This is a genomic window from Pseudomonas sp. Irchel 3F6, assembly GCF_900187595.1.
Classification (GTDB): Bacteria; Pseudomonadota; Gammaproteobacteria; order Pseudomonadales; family Pseudomonadaceae; genus Aquipseudomonas; species Aquipseudomonas siliginis.
Window position 1 is genome coordinate 1,064,426 of the sequence record NZ_FYDP01000002.1, and the last position, 13,686, is coordinate 1,078,111.

The following is a 13,686-nucleotide window of genomic DNA, read 5'->3' on the forward strand; positions in this document are numbered from 1 at the left end:
CGCAAGTGCGATCGGGTCCGGAAAGCGCTATGCGCTCCGACAGATTTACGTTTGAGCATAAGTTATCAGCGAAAACTCCTACCGCTTTATCAGTTTCGTCCGGCGTGACAGATAAAACGCGGGCGATAACCATGTACCGCACCGCACAACATCTATTTCCATAAATTTCTCCAGGTGCCGGTCACGTTATTGGCTGTTTGAGGGTAACGGGTCAGTGCGACAAAACTATTGTCCATGGAGGACTTATAAATGCAGCGTAATGGAATAACGCTTCCGCCGATTGTTGTGCGTCCGGATAAACAAGATGAATATTTACATTATTTAGGTGCAGGGGACGGCTCGGGACCAGGCATTAACTTTGCGCCGTTGGGTGAAATACTCGATATGGAAAGTATCTATAAAGATACTTCCAGGAATATTGCTCAGGTCATTGAAAATGAACTGGCAGAAGCGCGGGCGGCAGGTGATCAAAGTGTCTTGCCGCCTTTGGATGCGCTGGCGCGGGAGATGCAATTCAGGGATTCCCTGATCGCCAGGAAGTTTGGTGCGCTTTTGGTGGCCAAGGACGTGGCCATCGAACGTTTCGGCCACGCCCAGGTTGAAACCTTTTTCAACGGAGGCCGCTTACCGCAAGTCAATCGGCGAAGCGCCAGCGTCAGCGTACGGCAGGCTTATAGCGCTCTGTTCAACGCCAAGTTACTGGTTGAAGGCATTGGCGTGTTGAACAGCCAGTCGGCCACGGTCAAGGGCATGATTGCCGTGGTGCAAGCGCAGGAAGCCGAGCGGATCGCTCAGGAGCAGGCGCGGTTGGCGGCGGAATACGCCAGGCAGGTTGCACAGGAACAGGCCCGCGTCGCTCAAGAGCAGGCGCGGCGGCAGGCGGAGGAGCTGGCGCGGCAGGCCGCGGCCGATGAAATCAGGCGGCTCGAAGAGGAACAGGCCCGTTTGGCGGCTGAGGCACTAGAGCGCAAGCGTGCCGAGGAACAGGCAGCGCTTGAGGCTGAGGCCGAAGCACGCAGGGTTGCTGAGGAAAAGCGCCGGCAGGACACCTCCGGTGGGCACAGTAGCCTGTTGCGCTTTCAGGGCAATATCAGCCACGCCCAACTGGTATTTGCGACGTCCGCGGGTGCGGTCGCGATTGCCGACAACCTGATGGCGGGTTTTACCGCTTCGATTCGCGCGGCGGTGGCCGGTTTATCGGGGCTGGCTGCCGGCACGGCGTCCGGTCTGATGGTGGGGGTAAGTGCGTTTGTCTACTCCCCGGTGTTGGGTAATGGGGAATTGCCTGAACGCTTTCTGCTCAGCCTCCCACTGGCAGATCTGCTGCCCGGTCAACTGCCTGATCTGGGCAAGCTGGCAAGCGAAAGAGCACGACTGAATCTGCCGGTACGTTTGAGCGCCCGGCCGCTGACGGGCTCTCTCGCCGAACTGCTTGTCGTTCCGGTAGCGGGGACAAAACGGCCTTCCGGCGTTCGCGTGGTTGCAGCTGATTTCAACGCAGGGAACAACACTTACAGCGCGACCCTCACTGACATCCCGCCGACAACCGCGGTCTGGACTCCCGCAGTAACGCCGGCAGACAGTTCAACGCTGTTCCCCATCGAGAATCCGTCCCCACCGCGATATATCGGCGGCAACCTCGTACCGATTGAAGGACGGATCGACGCTCACCCAGGGCGGGGCAGCATTCGTTTCGACGACTTCATTCTGGTCTTCCCGTCGGAATCGGGCCTGCCACCGCAGTACGTCATGTTCCGGGATCGACGCAATGATCCAGGGGTGGCGAGTGGTCATGGAGCGCCGGTTGCGGGTGGATGGCTAGGGGCTGCTGCGCAGGGTGATGGGGCGCCAATCCCATCGCACATTGCTGATCAGTTACGGGGTCGTCAGTTCAACAGTTTCAGAGCATTCAGAGAAACATTCTGGAAAGCTGTTTTCAATGACGAAAAACTGGCTGACTTATTTAATGAAACAAGTTTGAACGAAATGAAAAAGGGCAAAGCCCCGATAGTTAGAATGAACGATTCAGCAGGAGCAAGAGTGAAATACGAACTGCATCATAAGGTCGGCTTGGCCGAGGGAGGGGATTTATATAATGCTGACAACATAAATATCGTTACCCCGAAAGCGCATGTTGAAATTCATAAAGGGCTTTGATATGAGGTCGATACAGGATATGAGAGAGGAAGATTTTCTTGAGTTTGTCAGGAAAATATATGATTCCGGGTTTACAACAGAGAAGCAACAAATTGCTGCCATTCTTGAGTTCTCTCGCCTAGTTGAACATCCATCTGGTTACGATTTGATTTACTACCCGGAGGAAGGTAAGGATGGGCCTGAAAATGTTGTCTTGGAGGTGAAAAACTGGCGTTCCGCTAATGGTAAACCCGGTTTCAAAGATAAATAAAAGCAACCCCCTATTGGCTTTATCTTCCAATAGGGGGCCATCTCTGTTCAGCTTTCCTTTTTGATTTCCACCCCAGGCGTAATCACCTGCACACTCATCCTTGGTGTCGCCAGATCCAACCCCGCCTCATCCAGTTGCCTTTTCAGCGACAAATTGAACGCCCGGGAAACTTCCCACTGCTTGATCGGCGCAGTCTTGAACCGTGCGCGCAAAATCGCGCTGCCGGACTCGAAACTTTCCACACCCTGAATCTCCAGCGGCGACCAAATATTGCGGCGCTGCAACGGATCGCTGCGCATCTTCTGGCCGACGTCGCGCATCAGTTTGATCGCGTCGTCGATTTCCATGTTGTATGGCACGGCGACGCGGAAGATCGCGTAGCCGAATTCCCGCGAGTAGTTCTTGATGCTTTTGATTTCGCTGAACGGGATGGTGTGGACGATGCCGTCGATATCGCGCAGGCGTACGGTGCGGATGGTCAGGCCTTCGACGGTGCCGAGGTGGCCGCCAACGTCGACGTAGTCGTCGATGGCCAGCGAGTCTTCGATGATGATGAACAGGCCGGTGATCAGGTCAGCGACCAGCGACTGCGCGCCGAAGCCGATGGCCAGACCGATCACGCCGGCACCGGCCAGCAGCGGTGTGACGTTCATGCCCATGTTCGCCAACGCGACGATCAGCGCGATGATGAAAATCGCCACGAACAGCACGTTGCGGATCAACGGCATCATCGTCTGCGCCCGTGCATTCGCCAGGCCTTTGCGCGAGCGGATGAGGGCGTGGTGCACGGCGGTGTCGGCGAGGATCCAGATCAGCCAGGAGAAAATCAGCGTGCCGATCAGGCTGAACAGTTTGACGCTGATGTCATGGCCATCGCCTTCGGCGAACGCGATCAGCGAATGGCCCCAGACGCGCAGGCCCAGTTCGATGAAGATCAGCCACACCAGCAAATGCGTCAGGGTGTAGAAGAAGTTTTTCAGTCGCTCCGAATACAGCGCATGGCGTTTCGGCCCGCGTTGCGGTTTCAGCGAATGGCGGCGCACGAGGCCGTTGATAACCATGCACAACACCAGCAGCACCGTGCAGATCAGCGACTGGCGCAGCGCGGTGCTGGTGTCGCCGGCGGAGACAAACGTGGCGAACAGCGAGATGCCGACCAGCACCAGTGCCGGCACGTACCAGAAGGTGCCGAGGATTTCGATGGTGTCGCTGAGGGCGCGGCGGGTCAGGCGCCGCGACAGCGGTTGGTTGCGGATCAGGTGCGCGATCGGTCGGCGGAATCGCAGAATGAACAGGCCGGTCGACAGCGCCGCAAGCACATTGGCCGTGGTCGCGGCGGTGTGCGCCAGATGTACGCCCAGGCTCTCGACCAGACGCGGATCGCTCAGCGCTTCACCGAACGCGGCGAAGCTGCCGATCAGCCACAGCGGCCGAAACGCCTGATGACGCAGGATGTACAGCGCGCGATGGCGATGCGGGCCGTCGAGCAGGGAGAAGGCGATCACGCAGATCGCCGAGAAACAGGTGCCGACCACCAAGGCATAGGCCAGCACCATCGCCAGGCTTTTGCCCAGGGAAGACGGCAGCACGTAGCTCATGTACACCGTCATTACCAACGCGATCAGCCACGGCCCGAGCTTGCGCAGGGCAAAGCGCAGCATGTCGAGGGCCTTGGGGTGTTGCGGCAGTTCTTCGGTGAGGCCGAAGCGCAGACGCACGCGGTGGCTGAGCCAGATCAGCGCGGCGGCGAGCAGGCTCCAGACCATCAGGATCACTGCGAAACCGAAGATGATCGGCAGCCATTCATTGGCCGGCAGCAGCTTGCTGGTCAGTTCGTCCTTGGCCAGATCGAATTCGTTGGACCAGCGGGTGAGCGGGCTGTCGGCGCCGGAAAACTGTTTTTCGAAGCTGGCGAGGGTGCCGCCGATCAGGCCCAGTACGCCTTCTTCCGGGGTGGCTTGAGCTTTCTTCGTAGCGTCGCGCAGCTTCTTCAGATCGCTGAGCAACTGCGCGCGTTGCTTGTCGTTTTCCAGCGACTTGATCACTTCGTCCAGTGACTGGCCGAGGGGTTCCACGGCTTCAGGCTGCGGTTTGGAAGTGTTGAGCAGGCCGGGCAGACCGACCGCTTGGGCGGGCGCCAGCGGCAGCAGCGTCATCAGGCAGACAAGCAGCAGACCGGGCAAAGCAAAAAGACGAGCGAACACCAGAAGACAACCTCGCGATAGGCGGATGCGCTGGAGTGTACGAGGCCCTTTGGCTCAATGCGAGCCGGGCGCGGTCATTCGTTGAGTTTGGCGAGGATCTTGTAGACCACCGTGGCGAGGATCATCAGCATACCGATCCACATGGCGAACACCCCGGCGTTCTTGTCGCGGAAGTTGAAGCCGATGGCCAGCAGGATCATTCCGCTGAGGATGGGAATGAGCATGGCGTGGAAGGAGGACATCGAGATCATGAAGACTGCCTTGTCTGTGGGGGATGTTTGCAGTCTAGGCGGGTTTTCGAGGCGGGGTGTGATGTGGCTCAGGAATGCATCAGGCCGGGAGGATTCTGCTGTCTGCACAGGCGATTTCGCGAGCAGGCTAGCTCCCACAGGTGAATGGCATTCCATTGTGGGAGCGAGCCTGCTCGCGAAGCTTGTCAGCCGTTACGGCAATTCACGGCTGGCATAGAACGCACTGAGCACTTTGACCAGATGCGCCAGGTCATGGCTGCCGCACAGCTCGCGAATCGAATGCATGGCGAAGGTCGGCAGGCCGATGTCGACGGTGCGCACACCCAGATGGCTGGCGGTGATCGGGCCAATCGTCGAGCCGCAGCCCATGTCGCTGCGCACCACGAAGCTTTGCACCGGGACTTCTTCGGCCATGCACAGGTGGCGGAAGAAACCGGCGGTTTCGCTGTTGGTGGCGTAGCGCTGGTTGCTGTTGACCTTGATCACCGGGCCGGCGTTGAGTTTCGGGCCGTGATTGGCGTCGTGCTTGTCTGCATAGTTGGGATGCACGCCGTGGGCGTTGTCGGCGGAGACCAGCAGGGATTTCTGAATGGTGCGGACGAACTCGTCGCCTTCTGGCAGCAGGCGGCGCAGAGTCTGTTCAAGCATCGGGCCATCGGCACCGCACGCCGAGCACGAGCCGACTTCTTCGTGGTCGTTACAGACCAGCACGCAGGTTTCGTCGGTTTCGGCGGTGAGCAATGCTTGCAGGCCGGCGTAGCACGACAGCAGGTTGTCCAGACGCGCACCGGCAATGAAATCGCCGTTCAGGCCGATCACCGCAGCGCTTTGCGTGTCGTAGAAACTCAGCTCGTAATCCAGCACCACGTCGGCATTCAGGCCGTGTTCGCGAGCCAGTTGATCGGTGAGCACGGCGCGGAAATCGACGCGCTCGTCACCGGCGAATTGCGCCAGGATCGGCGGTAGTTCGGTCTGCGCGTTGATCGCCCAGCCCTGGTTGGCTTCACGGTTGAGGTGAATGGCCAGGTTGGGAATGATCGCGATGGGTGCCTTGAAGTCGATCAACTGACTCTCGACCTTGCCGTCACGGCGGAAGGTCACGCGGCCGGCCAGCGACAGATCGCGGTCGAACCATGGCGCCAGCAGCGCGCCGCCGTAGACTTCGACGCCCAGTTGCCAGAAGCCCTGACGTTGCAGTTCCGGTTGCGGCTTGACCCGCAGACAAGGGCTGTCGGTGTGCGCGCCGACCAGACGGATACCGTCATGCAGTGGCGAGTTGCGGCCCATTTTGATCGCGACGATCGAGGAGTCGTTACGGGTGACGTAATAGCGGCCGTTGGCCTCGGTGGACCATGGCTCGCGCTCGTCGAGGCGCACATAACCGGCGGCCTCCAGACGCTGAACGAGGCTGGCGGTGGCGTGGAACGGGGTAGGGGAGGCCTTGAGAAAGTCGATCAGGCCCTGGTTCAACTCTGCGCGCATAAGAAACTCCAGACAGCAATGGGCGGCAGTTTAACGCATCACTCAGCGCCATTGGGCAAGTGGTTTGCGCAAGCACGCTCAGGAGTGCTGATCGATGCGCTTGCGCAGGTAGGCAATGATGGCTTGTTGATCATCCTTTCTGGCGGGTTTCGGCAGGTGCTTCGGCCAGCCCTTGCCGCTGCCGAAGAAGGCCTTTTGCGTGACGCTGTCCCAACGCAGGATTTCCCGCGACGCCGATTCCCACCATTCGTGACGGCAGATCTCGTAATACGGGTGGGCAGGTGCAGCACTGCCGAACAGCAACGCCCGGCCGACTTTCTTCATGCCGCCGCGCTTTTTGCGCAGCTTCCACTTGATGCGCAGGCGCTCCCAGGTTGAGGGAACGGGTTTGCTGCGCGGAACCTCGTTGCACAGCGCTGGCAGTTCGGGGTGGAAGGCCTCGCCGTAACGGCCGAAAAAATGTTTCTGCATGGCGTGGAAGAAGTTCTTGTCGGCGAAGTAGTGATAGATGAATTTCTTCGCTTCCTGGATCGGCTGGTCGCGCATGGCAAAAGACAGTGCAATCTGTTCGATCGTATGGATGTCGAACGAACCCTGCGTCCACTCATCGATCAGCCGGACCGATTTCTCCAGCAGCGCTGCATCGCCATCGGTGACGCCGCACAAGCCGCTGTTGTAGAGCTTGAAGCTGTTCGTCGACGAGATGCCGTGGACTTGCAGGCAGCGCGCGAGTCTTTCGTAGTCCGCCCGGTTACAGACGTAACTCCAGTCATATTCGAAGCGGTCCATCACGTAACGGCCGGGCGTGATCATGCTGAATAACCGGTGCGGCGAATCGAGAAACAGCGTGTCGGTGTCGACAAACAGGGTTTTTTCGGCGAGTGTCAGGCCCAGCGCAATGGCGCACGCTTTGCGGCGGTGATGGTAGCCGTTCTCGCCCTGCCACTGGATCAGGGTCTGCTCGCTCAAAGGGACGGTATCGACCGGCCAGCCGGCATAGTCCTGCGGACGATCGGTCAGGACTCGGATGCACAATGATTCACCTGGCTGCAGTTGTGCCAGGGCGGTGAGGATGCTGAATTTTGCCTCGCGCCGATAAACGTCTTTGTCGCCATAGATCAGGTAGAGCAGCTGGTGCGGTACTTTTTCCAGGGGGGGGAAGGCTTCGCGCATAAGCGGCTCCATACGGCGGGGGGCGCGAGTTTACCGTATTGCTCCGCTGATTTGCAGGCCGGGCACTTGCTTCAAAGTGTTGCCAGGGAGGGCGTCAACCGGTGATCAATCTGCCAGAGAGGAAGACTTCACGGCGTTGCTTGCGACCGACGTATTCATGTTTGCTCAACTGATAGACAGCCTCGAACCTGTCTCTCGATAAGCCAGGCAGTGCACTGAGGTATTGATCTACCAGGCGATCGTAGGCGGCTTCGGTGATGAATTTGTAGATATCCCGACGATAGAAGAAGCCGAGTTGAAAACCGAGTGTTTCACTTGCGTGCGCGGTCGGGCCTGCGAAGCAGTTTTCAAAGTCGATGGCTTTGAGTGGCCTTTGCGTTTGCTCGGGCACCATGATGTTGCCCACCCAGAAATCCATGTGGGTGATGTTCTTGCTGGCGAGCGAGCTGAGCAGTTGAAACGCGTCGAGGATAAAGGCTTCGATGTTTTCGGGATTGCGTCTGATGCACTCGGCCCCATCCATATGGCCTTCGAGCAGGTGAGTCAGCAGGAAGAACTCCTCGGTCAGGCCGAGTCTGCTGCGGGTATAGCCATAGCCCTTCAGTGGAGGCATCTCCACGCCCCGGCGCTGAGCTTCGAGGGAATTCATCAGTTCTTCGAGCGGCCAGTCGAAGCGCCCGTTGCGTTGCGGTTTGTTCAGGCTCACCCGCACCTTTGCCTTGAACGTGTCCAATGGCTGGACCTTGGCAAATAGTGGTGTTTCACAGGACGACAACGGTGCGCTGGCCCGGGTCAGTTTGTGCGCGCGGCGTTTTTTAATGAGCTGCTCCAGGGCCTGGCGTGCCTGGATGCTGGGTGCTTCGCTCAAGTGCAGGGTCGTGTTACCGAATGCGTAGATGATCGGGTATTCGGATTGAAGTGTTTTGCTGCAGAACACGGGAAAGGCCTCCTGCCTGATATCGAAGTGCCATGATTTTATATTTGATTACAATTTTATGACAGTTCTTTACGTCAATCTATTGCCGGTGGATTTTTGGCAGGACAAAAAAAGCCCTTCACCAGGAAGGGCTTCCAAAGTATTCACGCAGTTCAGAACGGAGCCGGGCACTCGAAGCGCAGCCGCTCGCCGGTCTGCGGATGAGTGAAGCTGAGCATGCTCGCGTGCAGGCACAGACGCGGCCAGGCCGCCAGCGCTTGCTCGTGGGCGTAGAGTCCGTCACCGAGCAACGGATGGCCGATCGACAACATGTGCACGCGCAGTTGATGCGAGCGGCCGGTAATCGGTGTCAGTTCGACACGGCACCAGTCGCCGCAACGTTCCAGCACCTTCCAGAAGGTCAGCGCATGCTTGCCGAATTCGTGATCGACGACATGCCGTGGCTTGGTCGGTGGGTCGTAGCGCAGGGGCAGATCGATGCTGCCGCTGTCCAGCTCCGGCTGACCCCAGGCCAAAGCGGTGTAGGCCTTTTCAGTTTCGCGGTCGTGAAACTGCCGCGACAGTTCGCGATGGGTGTCGGCGTCACGGGCCAGCAGGATGATCCCGGAGGTTTCCCAGTCCAGGCGATGAACGATGCGCGCTTCCGGGTAGCCGTTTTCCTGCAAGCGGGTAATCAGGCAGTCCTTGTTGTCGTCAGCGCGACCGGGCACCGAGAGCAGCAGGGTCGGTTTGTCGACCACCAGTACGGCGGCGTCCTCGTGGATGATGCGGATGTTGGACAGCGGCATTAAAACAGCCTCGTAACAAATGCCAACGGCGGCTCGGGACTGCTGATAACTCTGTAGGAGCTGCCGAAGGCTGCGATCTTTTGACTTTGAAGATCAAAAGATCGCAGCCTTCGGCAGCTCCTACACGAGCATCAACAGCCCGAGCCGCCGTAGCGACTGCCAAATCGACTCAGCGATCGGGCAGGGTGATGTTGAGTTCCAGAATCGAGCAACTGCCCTGGCTTTCCAGTGCAACATGTACGTCGTCGTTGCCGATGTTGACGTACTTGCGGATCACGTCGACCAGTTCCTTCTGCAAGGCTGGCAGGTAATCCGGCGTGCTGCGCTGGCCGCGCTCATGCGCCACGATGATCTGTAGACGCTCTTTCGCTACCGAGGCGGTACTTGGCTTTTTGTTGGCACGAAAGAAGTCAAAAAGGTTCATTACCTACCTCCAAACAGGCGCTCGAAGAATCCCTTCTTCTCGACATCGAGGAATCGGTGGGCTTTTTCTTTGCCCAGCAGGCGGTCGACGGTATCGCTGTAAGCCTGACCGGCATCACTCTGGTCGTCGAGAATCACTGGCACGCCCTGGTTGGAAGCCTTGAGCACCGCCTGGGATTCCGGGATGACGCCGAGCAGGGTCACCGAGAGGATTTCCTTGACGTCTTCAACGCCGAGCATCTCGCCCTTTTCAACACGCTCCGGGTGGTAGCGGGTGATCAGCAGGTGTTCCTTGATCGGGTCTTCGCCACGTTCGGCGCGGCGCGATTTGCTTGCCAGCAGACCGAGCATGCGGTCCGAGTCACGTACCGAGGACACTTCCGGGTTGGTCACGACGATCGCTTCATCGGCGAAGTACATGGCCAGGTGCGCACCTTTCTCGATGCCCGCCGGGGAATCGCAGACGACGAACTCGAATTGTTCCTTGAGCTCCATCAGGACTTTTTCCACGCCTTCGACGGTCAGCGCGTCTTTGTCGCGGGTCTGGCTAGCCGCCAGTACGTAGAGGTTTTCCAGGCGCTTGTCTTTGATCAGTGCCTGTTGCAGGTTGGCTTCGCCGTTTACCACGTTGACGAAGTCATACACCACGCGGCGCTCGCAACCCATGATCAGGTCGAGGTTACGCAAGCCCACGTCGAAGTCGACGATCACTGTTTTGTGGCCGCGCAGAGCGAGACCGGTACCGATAGCGGCGCTGGTGGTGGTCTTACCCACACCACCCTTGCCGGATGTAACCACGAGAATCTTGGCCAAGGTGTTTCACCCCTAAGGAAGAAGGACTGTTCAGCCCCTGAAAAACATCTCTTGAAAACTACTGCAGTCGGACAGCCTTGGCTGGAATTTGGCTTTGGGCCTTTTTCCTACTTCGTTTGAGCCGTTTTCGCTACGTTTTAGAGATGCTTGGAAAATGCGGCAGTATCCGTTAAAGCCGAATGATGTTCAACACGTCGCCTGACAGGCTGACCTGGACGCCCGAGCCCCACATCGGATCACGACGCAAATCCTCGGAGACCTTGTAATGACCGGCGATGGAGATCAGTTCAGCGCTCAATTGCTGACAGAAAATCCGTGCCTTGGTGTCACCTTTGACGCCGGCCAGCGCACGGCCGCGCATCGGGCCGTATACATGGATGTTGCCATCGGCGAGAAGTTCCGCCCCCGGACTGACCGAAGAGACCACGACCAGATCGCCACCCTGGGCATATATCTGTTGGCCACCACGTACTGGCGTGGTGATTACGCGGGTCGGTTTGACGGTCGGCTCAGGCGGCTTTTCCGGCTTCTTTTTGACTTCGGCTTCCGGCGTCTCCAGCGGACGCTCGCGGGCACCGGAGGGCGGTAGCACGGGGATGTCGATGGCGATGGCGGCGGCGATGTCTTCGATGCGGCTGGCGCGAATGGCCAGGGTACGCAGACCGTGCTGACGGCAGACGCGCATCAGCCCCGGCAGGTCAACCGCGCCCTGGTTCGGCGGCAGTTTGTCCAGAGCCAGAACCAGCGGTGCATTGCTGAAAAAATTCGGCGCCTGGGCGACTTTGGCGGCCAATTGCCGATCGAGGCTTTCGAGGTCGTTACGGGCCAGTTCCAGCACAGTGATGGCCAGCATGCTGCCCTTGAGCTGGAATACGGGATCTTGGTCTAACGGGTCGGTTTGGCTCATGTCGGCATACAACGGCTTGTCACTAAAAGTGCCGAGACTTATAACGAGAACGCCCGCGAGCCGCAAGCCGGGTCGAACGATGTAGAATGCGCGGCCACTGTATTTACGGAAGCTTTAATGGATCGCCCGCGTTTTCGAAAAGCATATCTTGCTCCGCGCTTCTGGCCGCTCTGGTGCGGTCTGGGGCTTTTGTGGCTGATCGTGCAGTTGCCGTATCCGGCGCTGCTGACCATCGGTCGAGTTTTGGGCGCGTTGATGTATCGCGTCGCCAGCGACCGGCGAACCATCGCCCGGCGCAATCTGGAATTGTGCTTCCCGGAAAAATCCGCCGCCGAGCGCAAACGCCTGCTCAAAGAAAACTTCGCCTCCACCGGCATTGCCTTTTTTGAAATGGCGATGAGCTGGTGGTGGTCGCGCGAGCGTCTGGCGAAACTGGCCCACGTCGAAGGCCTTGAACATCTGCAGAAGGCCCAGCGCGAAGGCAAAGGCGTGATTCTCATGGCCGCGCATTTCACCACCCTGGAAATCGGCGCGGCGCTGCTCGGCCAGCAGCACACCATCGACGGCATGTACCGCGAACACAAAAATCCCTTGTTCGACTTCGTCCAGCGCCGTGGCCGCGAGCGGCACAATCTCGATTCGCTGGCGGTGGAGCGCGATGACGTGCGCGGCATGCTCAAACTGCTGCGCTCGGGACGGGCGATCTGGTATGCGCCGGATCAGGATTACGGCGCCAAGCAGAGCATCTTCGTGCCGCTGTTCGGCATTCAGGCCGCCACCGTCACTGCGACGACCAAGTTTGCACGGCTGGGCAAAGCGCTGGTGGTGCCGTTCACTCAGGAACGTCTGGCCGACGGCAGTGGTTATCGCCTGGTGATCCATCCGCCGCTCGAAGATTTCCCCGGCGAAAGCGAGGAGGCCGATTGCATCCGCATCAATCAGTGGGTCGAGAGTGCTTTGCGTGCCTGCCCCGAGCAGTATCTGTGGGCGCATCGGCGCTTCAAGAGTCGCCCACCGGGTGAGCCGAAACTTTATCCCAAGCGTCGTTGATTAGCCGATCTGACAAGCACCGTGGAGTGTTGCGATGAGTCCTGCTGAACCGGTCACAGGTTTGATTCTTTCCGGCGGCGGGGCCCGGGCGGCTTATCAGGTCGGGGTGCTGGCGGCGATTGCCGAGTTGCTGCCGGTCGGTGCGGACAATCCGTTTCCGGTGATCGTCGGCACCTCGGCCGGGGCGATCAATGCGGTCAGCCTGGCCAGTGGTGCCATGGATTTTCGCGCTGCCATCGAAAGCCTGACCCAGTTCTGGCAGGGCTTTCGCAGCCACCGCGTGTTGCGCAGCGACTGGCCGGGCGTGATCCATCAGGCCAGCCGTTTCGTCAGCCACAGCCTGCTCGGCCTCGGTCGGCAGATGCCGGTGGCGTTGCTCAACAGTTCGCCGCTGCGCGAGCTGCTCGAGGAAAAACTGCACCTGCCCGGCATCGCCGAATCCATCGCGCGCAAGCAATTGCACGCGGTAGCGGTGACCGCGTTTGGCTACGAATCGGGGCAAGCGGTGACGTTCTATCAGGGCGGCGGCACCATCGACGCCTGGCTGCGGCACCGCCGCATTGGCGTGCCGACGCAGTTGTCGGTCGATCACCTGTTGGCCAGTTCGGCGATTCCACTGCTGTTCGCGCCGGTGAAAATCGGTGAGGAATATTTCGGTGACGGCGCAGTGCGCCAGTCGGCGCCGATCAGCCCGGCGCTGCATCTGGGTGCCAGTCGCGTGCTGGTGGTGGGCGTCAGCGGCAACCCGCGCGGCGTCGATCCGCAGCAGCCGCTGGAGCGCGCCTACAGCGGCCAGCAACCGACGCTGGCGCAGATTGGCGGGCACATGCTCAACAGCACGTTCATCGACAGTCTGGAGAGCGATATCGAGTTGCTGCAGCGTCTGAATCAGTTCAGTCATTTGCTCCCGGCCGGCACGCCGACCCGCGCGCTGGGTGTGGCGCCGGTGGAGGTGCTGGTGATTGCGCCGAGTCAGCCGATCGACGAAATCGCCGCGCGGCATCGCCAGGAGTTACCGGCGGCGTTGCGCCTGTTTCTGCGCGGGCCGGGGGCGACGAAGACGAGCGGGGCGGGGGTGCTCAGTTATCTGCTGTTCGAGGCGGGGTATTGCAGCGAGTTGATCGAGTTGGGGCGGCGCGATGCGTTGGCCAAGCGCGAGGAGCTGTGCCGGTTTTTGCGGATATCTGAAGCGGTGGCTCCTGCCTGAAATCTGCGGTGAGGCCTTCGCGAGCAGGCTCGCTCCCACATTGG

General features: G+C 59.5%; 13 protein-coding genes. 4 read left to right on the forward strand and 9 right to left on the reverse strand.

Annotated features, from left to right (window positions below):
- Positions 1–249 precede the first annotated feature (249 nt).
- Together CKW30_RS10990 and CKW30_RS10995 are read left to right on the forward strand one after the other, a co-directional pair.
- A complete protein-coding gene (locus tag CKW30_RS10990; RefSeq protein WP_095180781.1) occupies positions 250–2,157 on the forward strand; it encodes an S-type pyocin domain-containing protein in 1,908 nt (635 codons plus the stop codon).
- Positions 2,132–2,407, forward strand: coding sequence for a bacteriocin immunity protein (locus CKW30_RS10995; RefSeq protein WP_290127533.1), 276 nt, complete (start codon positions 2,132–2,134; stop codon positions 2,405–2,407). Before CKW30_RS10990 ends, CKW30_RS10995 begins: the two co-directional genes overlap by 26 nt.
- 47 nt (positions 2,408–2,454) lie before the next feature.
- Here CKW30_RS10995 and CKW30_RS11000 read toward each other — a convergent pair whose 3' ends face one another.
- The 9 genes from CKW30_RS11000 to minC all read right to left on the reverse strand — a co-directional run bounded on the left by CKW30_RS11000 (position 2,455) and on the right by minC (position 11,385).
- A complete protein-coding gene (locus tag CKW30_RS11000; RefSeq protein ID WP_095180782.1) occupies positions 2,455–4,611 on the reverse strand; it encodes a mechanosensitive ion channel family protein in 2,157 nt (718 codons plus the stop codon).
- A 74-nt stretch (positions 4,612–4,685) separates the two neighbouring features.
- On the reverse strand, positions 4,686–4,862 hold the full coding sequence (locus tag CKW30_RS27300; RefSeq protein WP_016773747.1) for a hypothetical protein: 177 nt from the start codon (positions 4,860–4,862) through the stop codon (positions 4,686–4,688).
- A 192-nt stretch (positions 4,863–5,054) separates the two neighbouring features.
- On the reverse strand, positions 5,055–6,344 hold the full coding sequence (locus CKW30_RS11005; RefSeq protein ID WP_016773748.1) for a M18 family aminopeptidase: 1,290 nt from the start codon (positions 6,342–6,344) through the stop codon (positions 5,055–5,057).
- Between the two features lie 78 nt (positions 6,345–6,422).
- The gene (locus CKW30_RS11010) at positions 6,423–7,517 is read right to left on the reverse strand and encodes a hypothetical protein (protein WP_095180783.1); all 1,095 of its coding nucleotides are present in this window, start codon (positions 7,515–7,517) and stop codon (positions 6,423–6,425) included.
- A gap of 94 nt (positions 7,518–7,611) precedes the next feature.
- On the reverse strand, positions 7,612–8,454 hold the full coding sequence (locus CKW30_RS11015) for a hypothetical protein (protein WP_056784015.1): 843 nt from the start codon (positions 8,452–8,454) through the stop codon (positions 7,612–7,614).
- Between the two features lie 152 nt (positions 8,455–8,606).
- The gene (locus CKW30_RS11020; RefSeq protein ID WP_024012204.1) at positions 8,607–9,242 is read right to left on the reverse strand and encodes an RluA family pseudouridine synthase; all 636 of its coding nucleotides are present in this window, start codon (positions 9,240–9,242) and stop codon (positions 8,607–8,609) included.
- Positions 9,243–9,411: 169 nt separating this feature from the next.
- A complete protein-coding gene (gene minE / locus CKW30_RS11025; RefSeq protein WP_003223146.1) occupies positions 9,412–9,666 on the reverse strand; it encodes a cell division topological specificity factor MinE in 255 nt (84 codons plus the stop codon).
- On the reverse strand, positions 9,666–10,478 hold the full coding sequence (gene minD, locus CKW30_RS11030) for a septum site-determining protein MinD (RefSeq protein ID WP_007913953.1): 813 nt from the start codon (positions 10,476–10,478) through the stop codon (positions 9,666–9,668). The genes minE and minD overlap by 1 nt, the downstream gene beginning before the upstream one ends.
- Before the next feature lie 169 nt (positions 10,479–10,647).
- Positions 10,648–11,385 (reverse strand): septum site-determining protein MinC, encoded by a 738-nt coding sequence (gene minC, locus CKW30_RS11035; RefSeq protein WP_041479318.1) that lies wholly within the window; start codon positions 11,383–11,385, stop codon positions 10,648–10,650.
- Positions 11,386–11,502: 117 nt separating this feature from the next.
- Between minC and CKW30_RS11040 the strand changes: the two genes are divergently transcribed.
- Positions 11,503–12,435, forward strand: coding sequence for a lipid A biosynthesis lauroyl acyltransferase (locus CKW30_RS11040; protein ID WP_041479319.1), 933 nt, complete (start codon positions 11,503–11,505; stop codon positions 12,433–12,435).
- Between the two features lie 34 nt (positions 12,436–12,469).
- Positions 12,470–13,642: a patatin-like phospholipase family protein gene (locus tag CKW30_RS11045; RefSeq protein WP_095180784.1), complete on the forward strand. Its 1,173-nt coding sequence runs from the start codon at positions 12,470–12,472 to the stop codon at positions 13,640–13,642.
- The last annotated feature ends 44 nt before the right edge of the window (positions 13,643–13,686 follow it).

Excerpts from the sequence above, each read along its gene's own strand:
- CKW30_RS10990 (WP_095180781.1), top strand. The coding sequence starts at position 250 with ATGCAGCGTAATGGAATAACGCTTCCGCCGATTGTTGTGCGTCCGGAT.
- CKW30_RS10995 (WP_290127533.1), top strand. The coding sequence starts at position 2,132 with ATGTTGAAATTCATAAAGGGCTTTGATATGAGGTCGATACAGGATATG.
- CKW30_RS27300 (WP_016773747.1), bottom strand. The coding sequence starts at position 4,862 with ATGATCTCGATGTCCTCCTTCCACGCCATGCTCATTCCCATCCTCAGC.
- CKW30_RS11005 (WP_016773748.1), bottom strand. The coding sequence starts at position 6,344 with ATGCGCGCAGAGTTGAACCAGGGCCTGATCGACTTTCTCAAGGCCTCC.
- CKW30_RS11010 (WP_095180783.1), bottom strand. The coding sequence starts at position 7,517 with ATGCGCGAAGCCTTCCCCCCCCTGGAAAAAGTACCGCACCAGCTGCTC.
- CKW30_RS11020 (WP_024012204.1), bottom strand. The coding sequence starts at position 9,242 with ATGCCGCTGTCCAACATCCGCATCATCCACGAGGACGCCGCCGTACTG.
- minE (WP_003223146.1), bottom strand. The coding sequence starts at position 9,666 with ATGAACCTTTTTGACTTCTTTCGTGCCAACAAAAAGCCAAGTACCGCC.
- minC (WP_041479318.1), bottom strand. The coding sequence starts at position 11,385 with ATGAGCCAAACCGACCCGTTAGACCAAGATCCCGTATTCCAGCTCAAG.
- CKW30_RS11040 (WP_041479319.1), top strand. The coding sequence starts at position 11,503 with ATGGATCGCCCGCGTTTTCGAAAAGCATATCTTGCTCCGCGCTTCTGG.
- CKW30_RS11045 (WP_095180784.1), top strand. The coding sequence starts at position 12,470 with ATGAGTCCTGCTGAACCGGTCACAGGTTTGATTCTTTCCGGCGGCGGG.